At 57.9% G+C, this 23,667-nt stretch carries 18 protein-coding genes and 1 tRNA gene; 6 read left to right on the top strand and 13 right to left on the bottom strand.

The features are described 5' to 3' along the window. The first annotated feature begins 613 nt into the window (after window positions 1-613). The 3 genes from A9404_RS02225 (at window position 614) to A9404_RS02215 (ending at window position 5,660) form a co-directional block, all read left to right on the top strand. On the top strand, window positions 614-3,832 hold the full coding sequence (locus tag A9404_RS02225; RefSeq protein WP_197490399.1) for a hybrid sensor histidine kinase/response regulator: 3,219 nt from the start codon (window positions 614-616) through the stop codon (window positions 3,830-3,832). After that, on the top strand, window positions 3,819-5,039 hold the full coding sequence (locus A9404_RS02220; RefSeq protein ID WP_156521201.1) for an EAL domain-containing response regulator: 1,221 nt from the start codon (window positions 3,819-3,821) through the stop codon (window positions 5,037-5,039). The genes A9404_RS02225 and A9404_RS02220 overlap by 14 nt, the downstream gene beginning before the upstream one ends. Before the next feature lie 75 nt (window positions 5,040-5,114). Then, window positions 5,115-5,660: a YaeQ family protein gene (locus tag A9404_RS02215; protein WP_066098268.1), complete on the top strand. Its 546-nt coding sequence runs from the start codon at window positions 5,115-5,117 to the stop codon at window positions 5,658-5,660. Window positions 5,661-5,686: 26 nt separating this feature from the next. On the opposite strand, the gene opgC is transcribed toward A9404_RS02215, so the two are convergent. After that, window positions 5,687-6,847 carry an OpgC domain-containing protein gene (gene opgC / locus A9404_RS02210; RefSeq protein ID WP_156521200.1) on the bottom strand — a complete coding sequence of 387 codons (1,161 nt, stop codon included), beginning with the start codon at window positions 6,845-6,847 and terminating at the stop codon, window positions 5,687-5,689. A 324-nt stretch (window positions 6,848-7,171) separates the two neighbouring features. Between opgC and A9404_RS02205 the strand changes: the two genes are divergently transcribed. After that, complete coding sequence (locus A9404_RS02205) at window positions 7,172-8,281, top strand: S-(hydroxymethyl)glutathione dehydrogenase/class III alcohol dehydrogenase (RefSeq protein WP_066098264.1); 1,110 nt, start codon at window positions 7,172-7,174, stop codon at window positions 8,279-8,281. A gap of 13 nt (window positions 8,282-8,294) precedes the next feature. After that, window positions 8,295-9,140 (top strand): S-formylglutathione hydrolase, encoded by an 846-nt coding sequence (gene fghA / locus A9404_RS02200; RefSeq protein ID WP_066098262.1) that lies wholly within the window; start codon window positions 8,295-8,297, stop codon window positions 9,138-9,140. A gap of 169 nt (window positions 9,141-9,309) precedes the next feature. Here the strand turns inward: fghA and A9404_RS02195 are convergent, their stop codons facing one another. The 6 genes from A9404_RS02195 to A9404_RS02170 form a co-directional block, all read right to left on the bottom strand. After that, complete coding sequence (locus tag A9404_RS02195) at window positions 9,310-10,926, bottom strand: OFA family MFS transporter (RefSeq protein WP_066098260.1); 1,617 nt, start codon at window positions 10,924-10,926, stop codon at window positions 9,310-9,312. Window positions 10,927-11,030: 104 nt separating this feature from the next. Next, the gene (locus A9404_RS02190) at window positions 11,031-11,264 is read right to left on the bottom strand and encodes a formate dehydrogenase subunit delta (protein WP_066098258.1); all 234 of its coding nucleotides are present in this window, start codon (window positions 11,262-11,264) and stop codon (window positions 11,031-11,033) included. 24 nt (window positions 11,265-11,288) lie between these two features. After that, a complete protein-coding gene (gene fdhD / locus A9404_RS02185; RefSeq protein WP_066098256.1) occupies window positions 11,289-12,116 on the bottom strand; it encodes a formate dehydrogenase accessory sulfurtransferase FdhD in 828 nt (275 codons plus the stop codon). Window positions 12,117-12,126: 10 nt separating this feature from the next. Beyond that, window positions 12,127-15,045, bottom strand: a complete 2,919-nt coding sequence (fdhF, locus tag A9404_RS02180; RefSeq protein WP_231880933.1) for a formate dehydrogenase subunit alpha — start codon at window positions 15,043-15,045, stop codon at window positions 12,127-12,129. Continuing rightward, entirely contained in the window at window positions 15,038-16,621 is a 1,584-nt protein-coding gene (locus A9404_RS02175; protein WP_066098254.1) for a formate dehydrogenase beta subunit, read from the bottom strand. Before A9404_RS02175 ends, fdhF begins: the two co-directional genes overlap by 8 nt. Next, complete coding sequence (locus A9404_RS02170) at window positions 16,618-17,076, bottom strand: formate dehydrogenase subunit gamma (RefSeq protein WP_066098252.1); 459 nt, start codon at window positions 17,074-17,076, stop codon at window positions 16,618-16,620. Before A9404_RS02170 ends, A9404_RS02175 begins: the two co-directional genes overlap by 4 nt. Window positions 17,077-17,253: 177 nt before the next feature. Between A9404_RS02170 and A9404_RS02165 the strand changes: the two genes are divergently transcribed. Next, window positions 17,254-18,303 carry a substrate-binding domain-containing protein gene (locus tag A9404_RS02165; RefSeq protein WP_066098250.1) on the top strand — a complete coding sequence of 350 codons (1,050 nt, stop codon included), beginning with the start codon at window positions 17,254-17,256 and terminating at the stop codon, window positions 18,301-18,303. Between the two features lie 206 nt (window positions 18,304-18,509). Here the strand turns inward: A9404_RS02165 and A9404_RS02160 are convergent. The 6 genes from A9404_RS02160 to A9404_RS02135 all read right to left on the bottom strand — a co-directional run bounded on the left by A9404_RS02160 (window position 18,510) and on the right by A9404_RS02135 (window position 23,590). Then, window positions 18,510-18,584: transfer RNA gene (locus A9404_RS02160), tRNA-Val, on the bottom strand. A 157-nt stretch (window positions 18,585-18,741) separates the two neighbouring features. Further along, window positions 18,742-19,803, bottom strand: coding sequence for a protein-glutamate methylesterase/protein-glutamine glutaminase (locus tag A9404_RS02155; protein WP_156521199.1), 1,062 nt, complete (start codon window positions 19,801-19,803; stop codon window positions 18,742-18,744). Window positions 19,804-19,947: 144 nt separating this feature from the next. Then, window positions 19,948-20,439, bottom strand: coding sequence for a chemotaxis protein CheD (locus tag A9404_RS02150; protein WP_066098248.1), 492 nt, complete (start codon window positions 20,437-20,439; stop codon window positions 19,948-19,950). After that, a complete protein-coding gene (locus A9404_RS02145) occupies window positions 20,432-21,244 on the bottom strand; it encodes a CheR family methyltransferase (RefSeq protein ID WP_066098246.1) in 813 nt (270 codons plus the stop codon). Before A9404_RS02145 ends, A9404_RS02150 begins: the two co-directional genes overlap by 8 nt. A gap of 157 nt (window positions 21,245-21,401) precedes the next feature. Then, window positions 21,402-21,941, bottom strand: a complete 540-nt coding sequence (locus tag A9404_RS02140; protein WP_066098244.1) for a chemotaxis protein CheW — start codon at window positions 21,939-21,941, stop codon at window positions 21,402-21,404. Between the two features lie 11 nt (window positions 21,942-21,952). Then, on the bottom strand, window positions 21,953-23,590 hold the full coding sequence (locus tag A9404_RS02135) for a methyl-accepting chemotaxis protein (protein ID WP_456064524.1): 1,638 nt from the start codon (window positions 23,588-23,590) through the stop codon (window positions 21,953-21,955). Window positions 23,591-23,667: the final 77 nt, after the last annotated feature.

Genomic DNA, 23,667 nt, shown 5'->3' with positions numbered 1-23,667 from the left:
TTTGATGCATGATCTTGAGCAACCCTATCTCACATCCATACTTGAGAACGTACGGAAAGAATGCCTGCACTTGGCAAAAAAGCCAAGACGTTCATAGCCCAGAATGATGACACATCCCGCTAGGATGAATTGGCAAAATGTCACCTTGCCTGTGGTTTAGACAGGACATTTGACTGCTGCGGCCTATGGTACATGCATATACCAAAGGCAGTATTACCGTTGTCTAAGATAATCTACAGTAAATACCTGACCTCATTTCCTCGCTACTTTGAGCGTACGACTGACCGAGTCAATCACTGAAATCCGCGATCAAGCATAAGAATATTATTATATAAGCACAACGAATATCATTGCTTAATCTGTTTCATGAAACCAGAATAAGATAATTGAGTAACTGACGTAAGTTATTCCGATTGAACTCGCTCAAATAAAGCAACGCTATCCATTTCACTGCTAATTACACCCACTCGGCTGAAATAAAAAGAATTACATTGGCAAAAAACCAGCCAAGGGAGAGACAAGAAGCACCGTGGAAAACGTCAACCCACCCACGATGGTACCGGCGCTAATGAAATCCGAGGCTGGCCCCAAAAATTTCCCAAATTATGCCGCGATGACCACCCTTGTGCTGGGAATCATCGTTCTATACGGATGGGCATTCGACATCCCGCTCCTCAAAAGCGTGCTGCCCGGCGCCGTGGAAATGAAGGCGAATACCGCCATCGGTCTGATCCTATCTGCCCTGGCTCTCTGGTTACTCAATGATTCCCCTTCACGCAGACACATCCGACTCGGCCAAACGCTCGCCCTCTGCGTCACGATCCTGGGGCTCGCAACCCTCGGAGAGTACCTGTTCGGCTGGCAGCTCGGGATCGACGAACTGCTGTTTCGCGATACTGCTAGTGCTTTCAACCGTATCCCGGGACGGATGTCGCCCTATAGCACTGTCGTGTTCACACTGACCGGAATTGCGCTCCTGACGCTCCCAGTGCGATCGCAGCGCCCCCTGATGTGGACCACGGCCGTCACCGTCATCGCCATCGGCATGATTTCCTTCCTCGGATATCTGTGGAACGCCAGCGAACTGGTCACCGACCGGGTATTGCCGCCTGTCGCCGTAAATACCGCAATTGCATTCATCCTGATCGGACTGGGGATAATCCGGGCCGGATGGACCAGTCATCGAATTCAGCGCACCTCGATGGAGCTCAAGATTATCGCGAGTTTTCTGGGCACCTTCATTGTGCTTGTCCTGATGGGGGGCTTCACGTATCGCACCGGCGTCGCCTATGAACAGTCCGCCAAACTGGTCGGCTACACGCAAATCATCCGTTCCAGACTCGGCGAGCTATATGGTGCCATTTCCGATATCGAATCGGGGCAAAGAAGCTATCTGCTGACAGGCAAACAGAAATACAAGGCACAGTATCAGTCTGACATTACCCAACTCTACGTTGATCGGCAAAAACTGGAAGAACTGGTTGCAGATCATTCAGAACAAACCCACAACCTTGCCGAACTTTGGCCACTGATCGATCACAGGATCGGGCTTCTGGAACGACATCGGACCATTTTCGAGTCCGAGGGACTACCCACGGCTTCTAAGGCGATTGCCGATGAAGATGGCAATGAAACGATGCGTCGGATTCGCCAGCTCACCAACCATATGGATCGGGTTGAGTTGAATCTCCTGTCCGAACGGGAGGCGGCCATGACGCAGAAGCGCCAGATCACGCTGATCGCACTGCTGGCAACACTTGCCGTAGCCACACTCATATTGGGACTCTTGTTCGTGGGGATTCGCCGTGAAATCCTTGCCCGCGCGAATGCGGAAACGAAAGCCCAGCATAGCGCCACTCGGATCAGCACTATTCTGGACACGGTTGTCGATGGGATCATCACGGTGAATAGCGCAGGCATCATCGAAACCTTCAATCCGGCAGCCGAACGGATATTCGGCTATTCAAGTCGGGAAGCGATCGGACAGAATCTGTCGCAATTCATTGCACGACGTGTTGGTGACAACCCCGACATGAAACCCAACGACCTGATCACCCCGGACGATGTGCGGATCGGTAACAACGAGCAGGAATACGTAGGCCGACGCAAGGACTCGACCGAATTTCCCATGACGTTTTCCATCAGCGAAATGGTCATTGGCACGGATCGCTACTTTACAGGCATTATTCAGGACATCACGACGCGCAAGCGTGCCGAGCAAGTTCTGATCGAGGCCAAGGAGCGCGCGGAACTGGCCAACCAGGCAAAGGATTCATTTATGGCCACCATGAGCCACGAAATCCGTACACCACTTACGGGGATGCTCGGCATGCTGGAGCTGCTGTCGCTGAGTAGGCTGGACAACCAACAGAAATCCACCCTCAACATCGCCTGGGAATCCGGTCGCAATCTGCTGCGCATCGTCAGCGACATCCTCGACTGGTCGAAAATTCAGGCAGGAAAACTACAACTGGTCCCGCAACCGGTATCTCTCGCCCAACTGTTGCTGGACGTCGTCAACACATACTCACGAGTGGCCAGTACGAAGAACCTGATACTGTGGCAGCATCTGGACGAACACATCGCGCCGGCACATATCGTGGACCCCCTGCGACTGTCTCAGGTGCTGAACAACTTTGTCAGCAACGCCATCAAGTTCACCCCGCATGGGGAAATCGAACTGTTTGCCGAACGGATCGAACACGCGGATAAACAGGAGACCATCCGATTTTCCGTGAAGGATACGGGTATCGGTATCCGCAAGGAGAATCAGGCACACCTGTTCCAGCGTTATCGTCAGGCTACTGCCGACACTGCTCGCATGTACGGCGGTACCGGTCTTGGATTGTCGATCAGCCGCCGATTGGCTGAACTGATGGGCGGGACGGTGGATCTGATCAGTGAACCGGGTAAGGGATCCACCTTCCGGGTCACCCTGACGCTGCCCATCGCAAATGAGCCACCTTCAACGCTCGAAACCCTGCACCCGGAAGTGGCGCGCAGTGCCATCGAACCGCTGTACACGGATGGCATAGCCGCACCGCGCATCCTCGCAGTCGACGACCATCCGATCAATCGTGAATTGTTGGCGAGTCAACTCAAGCTTCTCGGCGTGCACGTCGATACGGCCGAAAATGGGGCAACTGCGCTGGATATGTGGCAGACCGGCCGATTTAACCTGATCATCACTGATTGTCACATGCCAGAAATGGATGGCTACGCCTTCACCCGACGCCTTCGCCAATTCGAGCAAAAAGGCGGATTGATGCGAACACCAGTTCTGGCCTGGACAGCCAATGCCCTGAGCGATGAAATTGAGTGCTGCCAGGCCGCCGGCATGGATGACTTGCTGGTCAAACCGGTCGATCTCGCTCAACTACGGAAACATCTGAAAAAATGGCTGATCGACGAGGTCCCCACGACGGGGGCGGCGGCGGCACCCCATCTAATGATCCCAGATAAAACGGAGACACCCGAGCCCATCGACCACGCCGTTCTGAATCTGATTGTGCCTGGGGCGGCCGATCAGCGCGCCGTTCTAGATAACTTTCATCTGCATATTCATGCGGATATGCGTTCTTTACTCGATTACGCTGAACTGGGAGACTCGAGGGAAATCGTCCAGATCGCCCATCGGATGAAAGGATCGAGCAGGATGGTTGGTGCCACGGAGCTTGCCGCAGCCTGCGCCTCAATCGAAACAACGGCCAAATCCGCCAACATGGGCGCTATCTGGAGGGAAATTCCGGTCCTGCATCAGGCACTCGAACAGTTCGATGCGTATCTTCAGCAAAACGCGGAACCACGGGGTATCAGCAGTGAATGTCCATGATCTCAATCTGCTGATCGTGGAAGACGACGACTTTCAGCGACAGATGGTGATGACCATGGTGCGTGGACTGGGCGTGGAATCCATCACGGAGACGGCCAATGGCCGGATGGCGCTGGACATCATCCGTTGCGGCGAGGCGCGCCCTTTCGATATCGCTCTGTGCGATCTCAACATGCCGGAAATGGACGGCATGGAGTTCCTGCGCCATCTCAGTATCGAAAGTCACGATATCGCCATCATCATCACCAGTGCCCTGGATGGCAAACTGCTCGCATCGGTCGGCAGAATGACCAAAATGTATGGCATCAAGTTGCTTGGCTCGATTGAAAAGCCCATTCTCCCCAGCAAACTTCATGAGCTGCTCGCCAAACATGAGCATACGGAAACGAAGTGGTTGCCCCCCCAGAATGCGAAATCATACAGTCTGGCCGAAATACAGACTGGAATAACGCTGAATCAATTCGAGCCGTATTTCCAGCCCAAAGTGTCACTATCCTCCGGTGAGATCGTCGGTGCCGCAGTCCTCGCCCGGTGGCACCACCCCCAGGACGGCATCATCCCCCCCTACGCATTCATACCGCATCTTGAAGCCAATCGAGGGATCAACGATCTGACTTTTCAGATTCTCAGGAAATCAGCTATTGCGTGGCGATCCCTCCAGCGACAGGGCCATGAGTTTACGATCTCGGTCAATTTGTCTCTGGTTTCGCTGGACGCCCCTGAATTGGCCGACCGGATTACCCAGATCGTCAGAGATCAAGTGATTGACCCCAAACACGTCGTTCTGGAAATCACCGAGTCGGCAGCCATCACCGACGTGCTGCATGCGTTGGAGAATCTGGCACGCCTTTGCATGAACGGCTTTGCCCTGTCGATCGACGATTACGGGACCGGGTACTCAAGTCTGCAGCAATTGACTCGCGTGGCGTTCAGCGAATTGAAGATCGATCAATCCTTTGTCAAAGATCTTTCGGAAAACGAATCTTCGCGGATCGTGGTCGAATCCTGCATCGACATGGCCCACAAGTTGAGTGTCTCCATTGTCGCGGAAGGTGTTGAAACCTTAGAGGACTGGGACATGCTCAAGCGAGTCGGTTGCGACATTGCCCAAGGTTACCTCATCGCAAAACCCATGAACCTGTCCGACTTCACGGCCTTTCTTGCCGAATTCGACCCGACAGCCATCGGATCGCACGGATCGCGATAGGTCATCCCTTTCGAGGCTCATAACTGATACGCTCGCGCGATTCTTTGTTCAGCAACCGCGTTTGAGTACCCACCCATGGCATTGAAAGCCACCATCTACAAAGCAGACATCGACATCGCCGACATGGATCGGCATTACTACGCCAGCCATGCCCTGACGCTGGCCTGTCACCCGTCCGAAACGGATGAACGCCTCATGCTCCGCATCCTCGCCTTCGCGTTGAATGCGGACCCCGAACTGAGTTTTACCCGAGGCCTCTCCGTGGACGATGAACCCGACTTGTGGAAAAAGGACCTCACGGGGGCGATTGAGCTCTGGGTCGAACTGGGTCTGCCCGATGAACGCCGACTACGCAAGGCGCTGGGCCGCGCCCGGCATGTACTGGTCTATGCCTATGGCGGACGAACGATGGACATCTGGTGGGAAAAATCGATGCGCGACCTCCGTCGACTGTCCAACCTGACCATCCGGGCCGTGGATGAGGATGCGACAATCGCACTTGCCGGCATGATACAACGCACCATGCGGATCAGCTGCACGATACAGGATGGCGACGTCTCGATTTCGGATGGGACAAGCGTCGTCACGCTGATCCCGTCCACCCTACTCCAACCCCAGTAATCCAGACGCGCCGTAGAAACTACGCATCAGTGCCCCAGCGGGCGCGACAGCCCTGCCTTCTCTCGGCGCAACCGCGCCGCCCGCCCGTCAAAAACCCGGGCCATGAGGTACAGGAAGACGATCAGACTGATACCCACGGCATAGCGGATTGGGTCGGATCCCGCCTGCTGCACGGGTATCGTCAGGTAGATCAATACAACGTGTGCCGTGAATACAGGCAGGCTGTGTCGACCAAGCACCGCGAAGAAGTCCCGCACCATGATCATGCCTCGGGACCAAACCACATTCCGACTGACGACCACCAGGGTCCAGAAGAGGTATACCAGGGCGGCAATATTGAGCATACGGATCAAGCCAAGATCGTGCCGATCCACCCAGGACGCATGCCAGAACCCCGGAAACGGCAGATAATCGTGCCGTAGGGCAAAGAAATAGAGCGCAAGCATCAGGGATAGCACGACCAAAACGGGCTTGGGGCGCAACGCACCCGGGTGGGCAAACATCCGATGCCCGAGAATCAATCCCGAAAAGAAGAGCAATTGCCAGACAAGCGGATCGAACTCACCCGTTTGATAGGGAAAACCCAGGCCAACGCGCTGTGCCAAGGTTTCACGCCAGGTCCCCCCCAGGAGCAAGTGGGCAAAAATAACCCAGACCACAAAACTGACGGCCAGAACCACTCGCCATCGACCGGCCATCAACTGACGGATGATAAGCGGACCGACCAGTACGAACAGGGCATACATGGGCAGAATATCGAGTAGTGGCGGCTGGTACAGCATCAAAATACCCAGCAGAAAACCCTTCACGGGCGCTAGGTCGAGATAGAGGGCATGACTGTGCCACTGGGTGGACCACCCGTAGGTCAGCCAGGTGAACGCAGCCACGAACACCAGAAGTCCGAGGTGATTCAGGTAGATGAGCCCGGCCCGTCTTACGGCCTTCTCGGTCATCTCATGAGGCGACCTGTGGTAGATCCGCGCGTACACCAGCCCGAACACGGTTCCGGACAGCAAAATGAAACCCTCGGCGTTGCTGAAGTAACCCAGGGGTTGCCAGACGAGCCAGACGAACGTATCACCGAAATGCCCCAGCGTGATTCCGACAAGCATGAATCCCCGGAGCACATCGAGAAAAACCAGGCGCTTGGACGGCGAAGCGGGACGGATGCCGTCGGTAATCATCATATTGGGCAGTACCTGACAATGGTCGAAAACAATCAAATTCGTGCGATTAGATCGGAATGTGTCGTTTGGGTTTGTGCTGGATCACAACAACACCTCCATACATAGCATACGGGAACGCTTACGAATCCGGGTCAGCGAATTGTCACTCTTTGGTGAACGAAGACGAATCGATTAAGTATGCGCACCCAGCTGTATTTCTCGTTCCGCATCTTCCGCATTGAATAATCCCGATTAAGCATCTAGGCTCCAACAGGCATTTATTCGCATGCGAATAAATAGCTTCTGAAAATCAAATCACCTCATGACATATACAGGTTACGTAACATGAAATCCAAAGCCGCCGTCGCGTGGGAAGCCAACAAGCCGCTGTCCATCGAACTCATTGATGTCGAAGGCCCCAAACACGGGGAAGTCCTGCTCAAGGTCATTGCCTCCGGCGTATGCCACACCGACGCCTTCACGCTTTCCGGCAACGATCCCGAAGGCGTTTTCCCGGTGGTGCTGGGGCACGAGGGTGGCTGTGAGGTCGTCGAATGCGGTCCCGGCGTGAAGAATCTGAAGCCCGGTGATCATGTCATTCCGCTGTATATTCCCGAATGCGGTGAATGCGAATACTGCCATTCCACCAAGACCAACCTGTGCCAGTCCATCGCCGGCACCGTCTGGACCGGACTCATGCCGGACAAGACGCGGCGCTTTTCCCTGAACGGAAAGCCCATCTACCATTACATGGGCTGCTCCACTTTCTCCGAATACACTGTAGTGCCGGAAATCGCCCTGGCGAAAATCAACAAGGCCGCGCCGCTGGACAAGGTCTGCCTGCTCGGTTGCGGCGTGACCACCGGCATCGGTGCCGTGATGAACACCGCCAAGGTCGAGCCCGGCTCGACGGTTGCCGTATTCGGCCTGGGCGGCATCGGGCTGTCGTGCATCCAGGGCGCGGTCATGGCCAAGGCCGGCCGCATCATCGCCGTGGATATCAACCCCACAAAATGGGAAATGGCCAAGGCCCTGGGCGCGACGGACTTCATCAATCCGAAGAAGCTGACCGGCTCGGTGACCGAAGCCATTGTCGAGATGACCAAGGGTGGCGTCGATTACTCCTTCGAGTGCATCGGCAACGTACACGTGATGCGCGAGGCCCTGGAATGCACCCACATGGGCTGGGGCGTCTCCACGGTCATCGGCGTGGCCGGCGCGGGCCAGGAAATCTCTACCCGCCCCTTCCAGCTGGTGACGGGCCGAACCTGGAAAGGCAGCGCCTTCGGCGGCGTCAAGGGTCGTACGGAACTGCCCGGTTACGTCGATCGCTACATGAGCGGAGAAATCGAGCTCGACAAAATGGTCACGCATACCATGGGTCTGGAAGACATCAATCGCGCCTTCGATCTGATGCACAGCGGCGAAAGCATCCGCTCCGTCATCATTTTCTAAGGAGCGTATCCCCATGAAACAGATCGAAAGCATCAAGGAATTCGGCGGCTGGCTGAATCGGTATCAGCACGAGTCAACGTCCTGCCAATGCACCATGACCTTTTCCGTCTATCTGCCGCCGAAGGCCGCCACGGAAAAGGTGCCGGCCGTCTACTGGCTGTCGGGCCTGACCTGTACCGACGACAACGTGCGCACCAAGGCCGGTGCGCAACGTTATGCCGCCGAGCTGGGACTGGCGCTGATCATGCCGGACACGAGTCCCCGCGGGGACGACATACCCGACGTACCGGATCGCTACGATCTGGGCAAGGGGGCAGGCTTCTACGTCAACGCGACCCAGGCCCCCTGGTCGACCCACTACCACATGTACGACTACGTGGTTTCGGAATTGCCCGCCCTGATCGAGGCCAACTTGCCGGTATTGCCCGGCGTCAAGTCCATTACCGGCCACTCGATGGGTGGACACGGCGCCCTGATCTGCGCCTTGAAGGAATCTGGTGCCTATCGCTCGGCATCGGCGTTTGCACCGATTAGCCATCCCAGCATCTCGCCCTGGGGCGAAGGCTGCTTCGGCACCTATCTTGGCGATGATCGACAAGCCTGGCACACCTACGATGCGACCGAACTGGTCAAGGCCGGCTGTGACTTGATCCCCCTGTTGATCGATCAGGGGACGGATGACGAGTTCCTCGCAGAACAACTTTATCCGCAGGATCTGCAGGCCGCCTACGCGGCACGCGGTGGCGACCTGACCCTGCGTATGCAGGACGGCTACGATCACAGCTACCACTTCATTGCCAGCTTTATCGGCGATCACCTCGCCTACCACGCCAAGGCCCTGGGCGGTGATCATCAATGATCCGTTAAATTTCGGGAAGTTCAGGTCCGAAGTCCGACATCATTGAACCTGAACCGCGAATTTTCCTGACACAAGCAGAAAGCCCGCCATCCGGCGGGCTTTTTCATTGGCGGACAACCCAGGTTGCCTTCACGCCATCTTGGTTAGCACTCGAACGGGCGGGATCGGCTCAATGGAAGAAGAGGACGCTGGCCTTGACCAGCGCAAACCATACACCGATCAGGAATGGGACACCCACGGCAAGCCAGGCAAGGACGCCAGTCATGCCAAACGGCCCACGCGCCGCAGTTTCCGCCGTCGCGGACTTATGACTTGCCTTCTCGGTCAGGGCCTGTTCGGCAGCCAACTCATCGGGCGTCATGAAATGCTTGGGATCCACGGGCTTGATCAGCAGGTTCAGGATGAACCCCAGCACCAGCAGGCCCGCCAGAATGTACAGGGTGTTGTCGTACACCAGATTCTTCGGCACGCCCGCATCCAGCTGAGCCTGACGGATGTTGGCGATCAGCATGGGGCCGATGATGCCGGCTGCGGACCAGGCGGTCAGAAGGCGCCCGTGGATGGCACCGACCATTTGCGTACCGAAGATATCCGCCAGATAGGCCGGCACCGTCGCAAACCCACCGCCATACATGGTGAGAATCACGCAGACCACGATCACGAACAGACCGGCGGCCCCCATGTGGCCCAGCGTCGGCATGAGGCAATACAAGGCAATCCCGAGGACGAAGAACGTGAAGTACGTGTTCTTGCGTCCGATCCAGTCGGACACGGAAGCCCAGAACAGGCGGCCCAAGCTGTTGAAGAGACTGATCAGACCCACCAGACCGGCAGCAGCTGCCACGATGGCCGCCTTCTGGACGGCAGTCACGGTCTCATGGCTTGTGGCACCGACCAGCAACGGTCCGAAAATGTCCTGCAGCATCGGCGAGGCCATCCCGATTACGCCGATACCCGCGCTCACGTTCAAGCACAATACACCCCAGATCAGCCAGAACTGCGGAGTCCGCCAGGCCTTGTCGAGATGCACGTGATTATCCGTGATCATGGCCTTGCTTTGCTTCTCGCTCGGGGACCAACCGGTCGGCGTCCAGCCGGCCGGTGCCGTACGGAAGCCGAAGGCACCCGCAGACATCACCACGAAATAGATCAGACCCATGGTCATCAGGGTGTACGCGACACCGGCACTGGCATTGCCCGCCCCATAGTGATTCATCAGAGCCACGGCGATGGGCGCTCCGATCATGGCGCCACCCCCATACCCCATGATGGCGAATCCGGTCGCCATGCCGCGTCGGTCCGGAAACCACTTGATGAGGGTGGAAACCGGCGTGATATAACCAAGCCCCTGACCGATACCCCCAAGGATCCCGCAACCCAGCCAAACCAGCCAGAGTTGATGAGTCATCACGCCCACACCACCGAGGGCCATCCCGCCGCCCCAGCAGGCAGCGGCGATGAAACCGGATTTACGGGGCCCCGCATGCTCGAGCCAACCGCCCCAAAACGCAGCCGCAACGCCCAACATGAAGATGAACAGCGTGAAAGTCATGCTGACCTGAGGAACCGTCCAATTGCATTGGGTCGAGAACAGTGCGGTCATCCAGGATCCGCCCGTACATTGCGTCGACGCGGCGTCGACGAGTTTGGTCATGGGCAACCAGAAGACGGAAAAGCCATAGGCCATCCCGATACAGAGATGAATTGCCAATGCGGCGGGTGGTACGAGCCAGCGATTGAATCCCTCGCCGGCGATCGTTCTTTCTTTGTCCAGCACTCCAGCCATACGTCTTCCTCTTGTTAATTTCTCGGTGGTGGTGGGGTTGTTTTAATACAGCGTCGCCATGCCGATCAGACCCCGCCTGTATCGGCATAAACCTTTAATTACGATTATTGACGGGGCAAAAGCTCGCTACGGTGGGCCTCGATGGCCGAAATCACGATGCAGCGCAGCTCACCGCCTGACTGCGTATCAAGATAAGCCAGAAGTTCACGACGCATGCGCGGTTCCCAGAACTTTCGCAGGTGATCGGCGATGCCCTGCTGAGCCTCCATGGGATCGGGCATGGCCTCAAAAAATATGCCGATCTTGTTGGCCATGTGAACGAGATTGTGTTTGTCCATGCTGGAAGGTCTGCTCCGATTGAATCAGTCGTCAGTCAATATGCGTTCAAGATGCGTATACCCCACGAAGCGATCGCCGCGCGCGAACGCGATCAGGGTCATGCCCGCCTTTTCAGCCGTGGCAACCGCCAGTGCCGTCGGCGCCGAAATGGCAACGAGATTTCGGATCCCCACGGTAGCGGCCTTCTGGATCATCTCGACACTGGCGCGGCTGGAGATGAGCAGAAAGCCATCATCGAAGGTATTGCGGCACGCAGCCATACGACCAATCAATTTGTCCAGCGCATTATGTCTGCCCACATCCTCACAGACCAGCGCCAGATCACCTCGGGGATCACACCACGCGGCGGCATGCATGCCGCCGGTGATTCCGTTCAGAGGTTGATGATGCGCTAGCTGCGACAAGGCTGAACGGATTGCCGAAACTGCCAACCAGGGAGTATCCGCCCCCGCCTGAAGCGTATTCGACAAGGGACGCAGCACCTGATCCAGGGTTTCCACCCCGCACAGGCCACACCCTGTCCGGCCCGCCATATTCCGCCGACGATCGCCCAACTGAGCGAAGGCGGAATCACTGATCGTGCAATGTACGGCATGTCCCTGCGGCGAAGACGCCACCATGGCCGAATAAAACTCGGCCGCCGTGGGCACAATGCCTTCGCTCAAGGCAAATCCCCGGGCGAAATCGATCAGGTGATTGGGTGTCGCCAGCATGACGGCATGGGAAACCCCGTTGAATACCAGGGCGACCGGCGTCTCGACAGCCAATTCATCCGTTTCGTGTTCCCAGTGACCGTCTCGCCAGCGCGCGATCGCCGCCGTATGCGTGCAGCTGGCTTGGATTTCGGTCATGTCCCGTACCTCAGGCAAGAGACTTGGTGGCTTGTGGGACGTTTTCGTGAGCCGGCGAATCGGCAGCCTGCGCCAGCAAGGCATGCTGCAGCTCGGTAAATCGACTGTAGTTCTTCTGCCATTCCGAGGGTTCGTTCACCGGCATGACCTGGACGGCAGTAACCTTGTACTCCGGGCAGTTGGTTGCCCAGTCGGAGTTGTCCGTGGTGATCACGTTCGCCCCGGATTCGGGGAAGTGGAAGGTGGTGTACACCACACCCGGCTGCATGCGCTCGGAAATCTGGGCGCGCAGTACCGTGTCGCCGGCACGGCTCTGGATATTGACCCAACCGCCGTCGCGGATGCCGCGCTCCTGCGCGTCATGCGGATGGATTTCCAGCACGTCGGCCTCATGCCAGTGCACGTTCTCGGTGCGGCGGGTCTGCGCGCCAACGTTGTACTGGGACAGGATGCGCCCCGTCGTCAGGATCAGCGGGAACTTGCGGGTAACCTTCTCGTCGGTGGCCACGTATTGCGTGATGATGAATTTGCCCTTGCCACGCACGAATTCATCCACATGCATGATCGGCGTACCGGCCGGGGCTTCCGTGTTGCAGGGCCATTGAATGCTGCCCAGCTTGTCGAGCTTGGCATAGGTCACGCCCTGGAAGGTCGGCGTCAGGCGCGCGATCTCATCCATGATCTCTGAGGGATGGCTGTAATTCATCTCGTAGCCCAAACGCTTGGCCAGTTCGATCGTGACTTCCCAATCGGCATAACCCGCGCGCGGAGCCATGACCTTGCGCACGCGGGAAATGCGCCGCTCGGCATTGGTGAAGGTGCCGTCCTTTTCCAGGAACGAGGAACCCGGCAACAGCACGTGCGCATACATGGCCGTTTCGTTCATGAAAATATCCTGCACCACGATGCATTCCATCGCGGACAGCGCCGCGGCGACGTGCTGCGTATTCGGATCGGACTGGACGATATCCTCGCCCTGGCAGTACAGCCCCATGAAACTGCCGTCCAGGGCGGCATCGAACATGTTCGGAATGCGCAGGCCCGGCTCGGGATTGATCGATACGCCCCAGGCGGATTCGAACAGATGTCGGGTGGTCGAGTCGGACACATGGCGATAGCCCGGCAACTCGTGGGGGAAGGAACCGATGTCGCAGGAACCCTGGACGTTGTTCTGCCCGCGCAAGGGATTCACACCCACGCCTTCCCGCCCGATGTTGCCGGTGGCCATGGCCAGGTTGGCGATGGCCATGACGGCCGTCGAACCCTGAGCGTGCTCGGTGACACCGAGCCCGTAATAGATCGCCGCATTGCCGCCGGTCGCATACAGGCGGGCAGCGCCGCGCACCAGTTCGGGTGCGACGCCGGTCACCTCGGCCATGGCCTCCGGCGAATTCTCGGGCTTTGCCACGAAATCGCGCCATTGCTCGAAGGCCTTGCCTTCGCAGCGCTCGGCGATGAAATCTTCGTTCAACAGCCCTTCGGTCACGATGACGTGTGCCAGCGCGGACAACATCGCCACGTTGGTACCGGGCTTGAGCGGCAGGTGATAATCGGCCTGGATATGCGGTGAACGGACGAGCTCCGTCACCCGCGGATCGATCACGATCAGCCGGGCGCCTGCACGCAACCGCTTTTTCATCCGCGAGGCAAACACGGGATGGGCATCCGTCGGATTCGCACCGATCACCAGGATGACGTCGCTCTGCTCGACGGATTTGAAGGTCTGGGTACCGGCCGACTCGCCCAGCGTCTGCTTGAGCCCGTACCCCGTCGGGGAATGACAAACCCGGGCGCAGGTATCGACATTGTTGTTGCCGAAGCCCGCGCGGACGAGTTTCTGCACGAGATAGCCCTCCTCGTTCGTACACCGCGAGGAAACGATCCCGCCGATGGAATCGCGGCCATATTTCTTCTGGATGCGCTTGAACTCGGATGCGGCGTAATCCAGCGCCTCGTCCCAGCTTACTTCTTTCCAGGGATCCGTGATCTTGCTACGGATCATGGGCTTCAGGATGCGATCCTTGTGCGTGGCATAGCCCCAGGCGAAGCGCCCCTTGACGCAGGAATGGCCCTCGTTGGCCTGCCCGTTCTTGTAAGGCACCATGCGCACCACTTCGCTGCCCTTCATCTCCGCCTTGAAGGCGCAGCCCACCCCGCAGTAGGCGCAGGTGGTCACGACGCTGTGTTCCGGCTGGCCAAGTTCGATTACGGACTTTTCCTGTAAGGTGGCCGTCGGACAGGCCTGAACGCAGGCGCCGCAGGAAACGCATTCGGAATCCATGAAGGGTTCATCCTGCCCCGGAGAAACCCGCGAATCGAAGCCCCGACCGGAAATCGTCAGCGCAAACGTCCCCTGGGTTTCCTCGCAGGCGCGAACGCAGCGGTTGCAGACGATGCACTTGCTCGCGTCGTAGGTGAAATAGGGATTGGACTCGTCCTTCGCGCTATTCAAATGGTTCTGGCCGTCATAGCCGTAACGAACCACGCGCAGACCGGTCACGCCAGCCATGTCCTGCAATTCGCAATCGCCATTGGCCGGGCAGGTCAGGCAGTCCAGGGGATGGTCGGAGATATACAGCTCCATCACGCCCTTGCGCAGTTCCTGCAGCTTGGGGCTCTGGGTCCGGACCTTCATGCCGGCCGCGACGGGCGTCGTGCAGGAAGCGGGATAACCGCGACGCCCCTCGATCTCGACGAGACACAAGCGACAGGAACCGAAGGGTTCGAGGCTATCGGTCGCGCAGAGCTTGGGCACGTTCACCCCGCCTTCTGCCGCCGCGCGCATGACGGACGTCCCCGCCGGAACGGTGACTTCCCGGCCATCGATCTCCAGGGTGACCATCTGGTCGGATTGGCGGGCGGGCGTACCGAAATCACGCTCCGTGAAGCCACTTTCCATGACGGGGTATTCGCTGGACTGGTCAAACATGATGTACTCCTGCAGCCGTTTCTTCGGCGAGCGACTGCGAAAAATCCTCGGGGAAATGATCCAGTGCGGAGAGCACAGGGAACGGGGTCATGCCGCCCATCGCGCACATGGAGCCGTGCAGCATGGTGTCGCAGAGATCGCGCAGCAGGGCGATCTGCGCGGGTCGGTCCTCATCGGCGATGATCTTGTCCATCACCTCGACGCCCCGGGTGGCGCCGATCCGGCACGGCGTACACTTGCCGCAGGATTCGATGGCGCAGAACTGCATGGCGTAACGGGCCAATTTCGCCAGATCCGCCGTGTCGTCGTGCACCACGATGCCGCCGTGACCGACCACGGCCCCCATGGCCGAGTAGGCCTCGTAATCCAGCGGCGTATCCCATTGGGATTCGGGAAGATATGTGCCGAGGGGGCCGCCCACTTGCGCTGCCTTGATCGGGCGGCCTGTGATCGAACCGCCGCCGAAATCGAACATCAGTTCGCGCAAGGTGACCCCGAACGCCTTCTCGATCAGACCGCCCCGGCGGATATTGCCGGCAAGCTGGAATGGCAGGGTCCCGCGGGAACGTCCCATGCCGAAATCCCGGTAGAAGCCAGAACCCTTGGCCAGGATGATCGGCACGCTCGCCAGGGAAATCACGTTGTTGATGACGGTGGGCTTACCGAACAGGCCGGTGATGGCCGGCAAAGGCGGCTTGGAACGTACGATGCCCCGCTTGCCTTCGATACTTTCCAGCATCGCGGTTTCCTCACCGCACACATAAGCCCCAGCCGCCTTACGCACTTCCAGTTCGAACACCTTGCCGGAACCCAGGATATCCGAACCGAGATACCCGGCAGCGCGGGCGCGATCGATGGCCGCATTCAGGATTTCAATCGCCAGCGGATACTCCGAACGCACATAGATATACCCCTGCGTGGCGCCGACGGCCAGTCCGGCTATGGTCATGCCCTCGATGAGGACGAAGGGATCGCCTTCCATGATCATGCGGTCAGCGAACGTGCCTGAATCTCCCTCGTCTGCATTGCAGGCGATGTACTTCTGCGCAGCGGGGGTATCGAGCACTGTCTTCCACTTGATGCCGGTCGGAAATGCCGCCCCGCCACGACCGCGAAGACCCGACTCGGTGACCGCATGCACGATCTCGTCAGCCGGCAGGGTCAGTGCCTGGCGTAAACCCTCGTAACCTTCGTGGGCAACATAATCACTCAGAGAAAGCGGATCGATGATCCCGACACGGGCAAAGGTCAGGCGTTCCTGTCGTTTGAGATACGCGATCTCTTCCGTCAGCCCCAAGGAGCGGGGGTGCATCCCACCCTGCAGAAATCCGGCATCGAATAGTCCCGGCACATCCTTGGCCTCCACGGGACCATAGGCAATACGCCCCTGGGGCGTTTGCACCTCGACGAGGGGCTCCAGCCAGAACAGTCCGCGTGAACCATTGCGCACCAGCGTCACGTCGATACCGCGTTGCAGCGCTTCGCTGCGCACCGCTTGGGCGACGGCATCCGCGCCCAACGCCAGTGCGGCTGAATCCCTGGGCACGAATACCCGATAATTCGGCTGGCGACTCATGAATGTGCCTCCAGTCGATCGACCAACTGATCGAACTTTTGCGGTGAGACCCGAGCATGCAATGTATCGTCGATCATCATTGCAGGCGCCGAAGCACATAGACCAAGGCAATAAACGGGATGCACGTCGAATTGTCCGGCACGACAGGTCGCAACCCGGCGGGACACATGATCGACAAGCTGATCGCTCCCCATGCTCTGGCAGGCTTCTGCTCGGCAGACCTGGATGACGTGATCGGCAGGCGGTGTGGTGCGGAAGTGATGATAGAAGGTGATCACGCCATGGACTTCGGCGCGTGATCGATTCAGGGCAAGGGCAATCTGAAAGACAGACTCAGGAGGTACGAAACCCAATGTGTCCTGTATGGCATGAAGGATCGGCAAGAGTGCACCCGGCTTCTGGCGATGCTGATCGATGATGTCGGCGACCTGCCGATGGATGGTTTCAGGACTCATGTTTCTCTCCAACGCTCGCTTGCCGATCCCGTGACCGCATCAGCGCATAATATGTAATTCTTTGCATATGCATTCGCTTTATCATGGCTCAATGCAGTTTTATTACTGCTTGATTACAGGTTCGGTGGCAAACTATCACAGCGTTTACACCCCCTCAATAGGTTGCTTTTTGCATATATGAGCATTGAAATACAGCCCCAATGGCGTCTCAAAAGACGAGATGGGGAGGAAGTATCGCTGGCCCTTCTGCTGCAGCTGCTCTCGTCCATCCGTGATCTCGGCAATATCGGCAGCGCGGCAGCGCAGGCAAATCTGTCCTACCGGCATGCCTGGGGACTGCTGCGTAGCTTTGAACAGGTGTTCTCCGCGCCCCTGCTCGAAAAATCGCGCGGCAAGGGCACGACACTGACACCCCTCGCGGAAAAACTGATCTGGGCGGATAAGCGCATCACGGCGCGACTCACCCCGATTCTGGAAAGTTTTGCATCCGAGCTGGAGTCGATCCTGAGCAGTGCCCCGGCTGCATTACGCATCACGGCTTCCCACGGATTCGCTGTGGAACAGTTGATCAAACGACTGAATACGGACGACGTGCCCGTTGAGATCAACTACCGAAACCGGCTTGAAGCGGTGACGGCCCTGGCACGCGGGGAATGCGATCTCGCCGGATTTCACGTACCGGTGGGAGAATTCGAGATGGCCACGAAATCCTGTCTGAAATGGCTGGATCCGAAAGAGCACAGCCTGATCCACCTGGCCTACCGAACCCAGGGGTTGTTCATTGCGAAGGGCAACCCGAAGCAGATCGAAGGTCTTGCGGACCTGACCCGCAATGACGTGCGCTTCATCAATCGACAAGAAGGGTCGGGAACGAAAATGCTGCTGGAGTTACTGCTCGCCAAGGCGAACATCGATCCTCGGGACATTCCCGATTACGACCACGCAGAATTTACGCATGCGGCCATAGCCGCCTTTGTCGCCAGCAAGATGGCGGACATCGGCTTCGGCGTCGAAACCGCAGCCCGGCGTTTCGATCTCGATTTCATTCCTCTCGCGAAGGAAAATTATTTTTTCGCCTGCAAGACGTCGAACCTGCCGCACGCGATCATCAAGCTCGCCCGGGAAATCATGCAGGAGGAAGCGTTCCGGACCGCGGTCAACACCCTCCCCGGTTACGATGGCAGCCAGTCGGGCGCGCTGGTCGCCTTCGAGGAAATATTCCACTGACCGCGGTCGGGGAGACTACCGGGTAGCCCTGTGGTGTCATCCCTGTGGTGTCATCCCTGTGGCGTCATCCCTGTGGCGTCATTGAAATAACGCCAAGGGCGGCGAACCCGAGAAATAGAGCCGAAAAAACAAAAACCCCGCAGGTGTCATCGCAACCGGCGGGGTTTCTGTTTTATCCAGGGCGGGTTAGCCATGAAATGTTGTTCTGGTAGTCGCGAGTGGGATCGAACCACCGACCACCACCATGTCAAGGTGATGCTCTACCACTGAGCTACGCGACTAAACGAGGTGCGCATTCTAGCTTCGCCTTATCGGCAGGTCAAGAACCCGTCGATTCGAAAATCATCGTACAGAAAAGTGCTTCCGGGCTTGGGATTCGGGTCGTCTCGATACGCGGACAACGCCTGAGCTTGCGACACATGGAATGAATCAACCCCATCAGCGACTGGTCATGATCGCCCCCGGAATGTCGTTCAACGGAAGAACCCGATCCACAGCGCCCAGCTTCACAGCCTCCTTGGGCATGCCATAAACCACGCAGCTGTCTTCGTCCTGCGCCAGTGTCCGCGCTTGGGCGTCGTGCATCTCCTTGAGACCGCGCGCACCGTCATCGCCCATGCCCGTCATGATGATACCCAGCGCATTCTTGCCCGCGAATTTTGCGACGGAACGGAAGAGGACATCCACGGAGGGTCGATGCCGACTGACCGGCGGACCATCGACGATTTCGACATGATATTGCGCACCACTGCGCTTGAGCAGCATGTGGCGCCCTCCCGGCGCGATCAGGACGCGGCCCGGCAAAACCCGATCGCCGTGGCGCGCCTCGGCGACGTCCATTTGGCACAAGCCATTCAGTCGCTTTGCGAACGCTTCGGTGAATTTCTCGGGCATATGCTGAACGACGACGATGCCGGGACAGGTGCGCGGCAACGCCGTCAGAACAACTTCCAATGCCTGAGTTCCCCCTGTCGAGGTGCCGATCGCCACCACAAAATCGGTGGTTTGCATCATGGCCGGTCCCGGTGCCAACACAGCGTCGGCCGTGAGCTTTGGCGCCGACACGATGGGCGAATGCACCGGTTTCAATCGTTTCGGATTGGCGCGCGCCGCCGCCTTCACCGCACTGGCAAGATCGTCGGAAGCATCCTGAAGGTATTGCTTAAGACCGACCTTGGGTTTGGCGACGATACCGACCGCGCCCGCGGACAGTGCCTGCATCGTGGTTTCGGCACCCTTTTCCGTCAAGGTGGAGCAAATCACGACGGGTGTCGGTCTTTCCGTCATGATTTTTCTGAGGAAAGTGATGCCGTCCATACGGGGCATCTCGATATCCAGCACGATGACATCGGGCCATTGCTTCGCCATCTTCTGCATGGCGAAGAGCGGATCGGCCGCAACATCGATGACCTCGATGGCCGCATCCTGCGCCAAGGTCGTCGAAAGCACCTGCCGGACAACCGCGGAATCATCCACGATCAACACCTTAATTCGGGTCAAGACACACTCCTTGACGATTACTGCCGACGAACCACTGGCCATGGTCGAGATAGACATGCCGGCGGTGGGCGCAACCCGCTCGGCCGTCGGACGCACGCCGTGATATCGCACTGCGCGGCACGAACAGGCAGGCATTGCCCGGCGTCATTTTTGAGGCTTGGCACACAGCAAGACCTCCCCACTCCACACATCGAACACCAGATGTCGATACGCCGTACCCGCGACGTCTTCCGAAACCGCGCTCATACCGTATTGTGCGATCAAAAGGCGTCCAGCACGGACGTTTCGGGCACCGATGGTGTCGAATTCCGTCTCATAATAAATTGCCGGAAACATATTGGCACCACCGAACAAGCGTACCTGAAATTCTCCGGGATCTCGCTTGAGTTGCCGCATGTCCGCAAGCAACAGCGCCATGGCCTCCCCTGCATAGCGACCATCGGCCTGCGGCGACGTTTCTTCATGAATCCGCTCCGGAAGCATGAAGTGGCACATCCCGCCCATCTTCAGCAGGGGATGCCAGACGGTCAGGGAGACGCAAGAACCCAGAACCGTGCGGATCCGGGTCTTGCGGGTGGCGAAATACACGTCGCCCGGCTTCAGAAACACCTCCAGGTACTCGTGTGAATCAGTCATCGGGTAAACGGTATATTGAAGGACGAACCGCTTTCAGCGGGCCATGAAAACCGGTCAGGCTTTCGGAATGACTGACAAACAGATAGCCACCGGGGCGGAGCAACGGCAACAGGCGCTGAAGGACCGCCTTCTTGACCTCAAGATCAAAATAGATCATGACATTCCGAATGAAAATCACGTCGAAGATGCCAATTTGCGGCAAGGTATCCTTCAGATTGATGTATCGAAAGCTGACACGTGAGCGCAAGGTATCGCCCATCATGAACGTACCCTCCTGTGACCGGACACCCTTCAGGCAGAAGCGTTTCAGGTAGGTCTTTGGAATCCCCTCCACCCGCTCAAAGGAATAATGCCCCTGACGCGCCTTCTCCAGCATGCGTTGACTGATGTCCGAACCCATGACCTCCCAGGGACGATCGCCCAGACCATCAGCAAGGATCATGGCGATCGAAAAGGCCTCCTCCCCCGAGGAGCTCGCAGCACTCCAGACCCGAAAGGGTCGCGTGCTGACCACATTGGGCAAAATGCTATCCCGTAAAAACTCCAGATGCTTCGGTTCGCGGAAAAAGAAGGTTTCATTGGTGGTCAGCGCGTCGACGGCAACCTGCAATTCCGATTTGTCCTGCATCAGCAGCTGAAAATAGGCGCCAAAGCTGTCCAGCTCCCGATGTACCACATGTTTCATCAACCGACCGCTCACCAGGGACTTCTTCGCGTCCGACAGGGTGATTCCGGCAATCCTGTAAATCAGCGCCTGAAACTGATGGAACTCCTTGTCCGAGAGCACCGGCGTTCTGCCGTCCATGATCCCTTACCGCCGCACTAAAGCCTGCGACGAGGGACACGGTCGCGCCCTGTCGCATTTTTTGCATCGCCAGCCAATTCAATCCGCGGATTCTTTCGGCGCAGATCATCCGGAAGACCAATGAAAACCCCGCGCGTCGTCTTGACGGCCCATCCATTCATCGTTGGGACCTGGCCGCCACGAGTTCGCTCATTTCATCAACGGAGAGTACCCGGTCCACATTCAGTAGAATGACGAACTTGCCTTCGACCTTCCCCATGCCCTCGATGAAATCAGAGCGAATCTTCGCACCGAATGTCGGCGGCATTTCGATCTCGCTGGCAGGAATTTCCAGCACCTCATTGACGGCATCGACCATCACGCCGATGGTCTGTGTCTCACCGTCATTCTCGATCTCGTTGATCACGATGCAGGTACGTCGGGAAACGGCCGTTTCCCCCTTGCCGAAACGAACGGAAAGGTCGACCACGGGTACCACGGCACCCCGGAGGTTGATTACCCCCCGGATGAAGTCCGGCATGTTGGGCACTTCGGTCAACTGTCCGAACTCGATGATTTCCCGCACGGCCAGAATGCCTATGGCATACACCTCACCAGAGAGCATGAAGGTCAGGTACTGCTGGGTTTCTGGCCTGTCCCCCGTGGAAACGACAAGCGTCTTAGCCGATGCCGCGCCGGTTGTAGTCAACGCCCCCATGACATGCCTCCCTAAAAACTCACGAAATCTTCTCTAGAGACCGAAGAATCCTGTGAACGTGGCGCCCGACTGCCGCCGCCCCCCGACTGAGTTGTCGGCGTTTCTCGCTTCGTCTTGCTGACGGACGAGGCGGCGGGCTTGGCACGCGGGGAGCCACCTGCTTCGTTCACGGAGAAAAAGGCAACCAATGATTGCAACTGTTCCGCCTGACCGCTCATCTCCTCAGCCGTTGCGGCAAGTTCCTCTGAGGCACTCGCATTCTGCTGCGTCGTCTGGCTGAGTTGGATCATGGCCGTATTGACCTGACCTGCAGCACTGGACTGCTCGGCTGATGCCGCCGCGATTTCCTGAACCAGATCGGAAGTCTTGTTGATGTTCGGCACCATTTCATCCAGCAGACGCCCCGCCCGTTCGGCCACGCTGACGCTGCCCTTGGCCACCTCGCCGATCTCCTGTGCAGCCACCTGACTGCGTTCCGCCAACTTGCGCACTTCCGCTGCAACCACGGCGAATCCCTTGCCATGCTCGCCGGCACGGGCCGCCTCGATCGCCGCGTTCAGCGCGAGCATGTTCGTCTGATAAGCGATGTCGTCGATGATGCCGATCTTTTCGGCGATGGTCTTCATGGCAGACACCGTATCACCAACCGCCTTGCCACCATCGACGGCATCGCTGGCCGCCTTGGCAGCGATGCCCTCGGTAACCCGAGCATTCTCGGTGTTCTGGTCGATACTGGCGGACATCTGCTCCATGGAGGCACTGGTTTGCTCAACCGAAGCCGCCTGCTCGCTGGATGCCTGGGAAAGACTCTGCGCCGTGGCACTCACTTCCTCCGCGGCAGAAGACAAGGCATTGGCGCCCCCACGTACCTCGCTGATGATCCGGGAGAGTTTCTCGACCATGTTTTGCATGGACTGAAGCAAGGCACCCGTTTCGTCATGCGTCACGACGTCGATCCGTCCAGTCAGATCGCCCTCGGCCAAGGCGTTAGCAACGGAAACCGCAACATGGAGCGGCCGGGTGATGCTCAGCGTAATCCAGAACGCCACGATGAATGCCACCAGCAGGGCAAGCCCCCCCACGATCAGCATCAGAAGACGGGCGCGATCGTAGGAATGCGTCGAGGCGACCACCGCGGCATCATTGAGTCGCTGTTGTTCTTCGATGGTTTCATGCAGGGCGTTCAACCATTTGGTCTGTGCCGGTCGCACCTGCTCCATCAAGGTTTTGGTCGCATCGGCGATATTGTTCACCAAGCCGAACTGGATCACCTTGTCGACCCACGGCGTGGTGGCCGCGCGGTACTCGACGATCTTCGACAGACGCTCCTTGCCGGCATGTGACGTGGTCATTTCCGTCAGTTTGGCCAGCGCCTCATCGTACGCTGCACGCTGGGTCTGAATACGCCGCACCTCATCCTGCATCTCAGCCGGATTGGTCAACAGAACGATATTGCGAACCGCCGTCGCAATGGTGCGTACGGAGGCTGTCATTTTCTCCGCCTCAACCAGTTTTGCATCGTTCACATTGACGATTTCGTCCTGATTCTGCTTGACGGTATTCATACCGTTGAGACCGATACCGATCATCGCCAGCAGCAAAATGACCATCAGACTAAACCCCAGTCCCAGGCGAACGCCTATTTTCATATGCTTAAACATCGATAACTCCTTGAATTTCGTTATCCAACCAGACTGGCTTCGCTCAACCATAATGGGGCTTTCGA

This window comes from Halothiobacillus diazotrophicus (assembly GCF_001663815.1).
Taxonomy (GTDB): Bacteria; Pseudomonadota; Gammaproteobacteria; order Halothiobacillales; family Halothiobacillaceae; genus Halothiobacillus; species Halothiobacillus diazotrophicus.
This window is presented reverse-complemented; position numbering and strand designations above follow the sequence as displayed.

Excerpts from the sequence above, each read along its gene's own strand:
- opgC (WP_156521200.1), bottom strand. The coding sequence starts at position 6,847 with ATGATGATTACCGACGGCATCCGTCCCGCTTCGCCGTCCAAGCGCCTG.
- A9404_RS02140 (WP_066098244.1), bottom strand. The coding sequence starts at position 21,941 with ATGGGGGCGTTGACTACAACCGGCGCGGCATCGGCTAAGACGCTTGTC.
- A9404_RS02205 (WP_066098264.1), top strand. The coding sequence starts at position 7,172 with ATGAAATCCAAAGCCGCCGTCGCGTGGGAAGCCAACAAGCCGCTGTCC.
- A9404_RS02165 (WP_066098250.1), top strand. The coding sequence starts at position 17,254 with ATGAGCATTGAAATACAGCCCCAATGGCGTCTCAAAAGACGAGATGGG.
- fghA (WP_066098262.1), top strand. The coding sequence starts at position 8,295 with ATGAAACAGATCGAAAGCATCAAGGAATTCGGCGGCTGGCTGAATCGG.
- A9404_RS02150 (WP_066098248.1), bottom strand. The coding sequence starts at position 20,439 with ATGACTGATTCACACGAGTACCTGGAGGTGTTTCTGAAGCCGGGCGAC.
- A9404_RS02195 (WP_066098260.1), bottom strand. The coding sequence starts at position 10,926 with ATGGCTGGAGTGCTGGACAAAGAAAGAACGATCGCCGGCGAGGGATTC.
- A9404_RS02135 (WP_456064524.1), bottom strand. The coding sequence starts at position 23,590 with ATGAAAATAGGCGTTCGCCTGGGACTGGGGTTTAGTCTGATGGTCATT.
- A9404_RS02170 (WP_066098252.1), bottom strand. The coding sequence starts at position 17,076 with ATGAGTCCTGAAACCATCCATCGGCAGGTCGCCGACATCATCGATCAG.
- A9404_RS02215 (WP_066098268.1), top strand. The coding sequence starts at position 5,115 with ATGGCATTGAAAGCCACCATCTACAAAGCAGACATCGACATCGCCGAC.
- fdhF (WP_231880933.1), bottom strand. The coding sequence starts at position 15,045 with ATGTTTGACCAGTCCAGCGAATACCCCGTCATGGAAAGTGGCTTCACG.
- A9404_RS02225 (WP_197490399.1), top strand. The coding sequence starts at position 614 with ATGACCACCCTTGTGCTGGGAATCATCGTTCTATACGGATGGGCATTC.
- A9404_RS02175 (WP_066098254.1), bottom strand. The coding sequence starts at position 16,621 with ATGAGTCGCCAGCCGAATTATCGGGTATTCGTGCCCAGGGATTCAGCC.
- A9404_RS02145 (WP_066098246.1), bottom strand. The coding sequence starts at position 21,244 with ATGGACGGCAGAACGCCGGTGCTCTCGGACAAGGAGTTCCATCAGTTT.
- A9404_RS02190 (WP_066098258.1), bottom strand. The coding sequence starts at position 11,264 with ATGGACAAACACAATCTCGTTCACATGGCCAACAAGATCGGCATATTT.
- fdhD (WP_066098256.1), bottom strand. The coding sequence starts at position 12,116 with ATGACCGAAATCCAAGCCAGCTGCACGCATACGGCGGCGATCGCGCGC.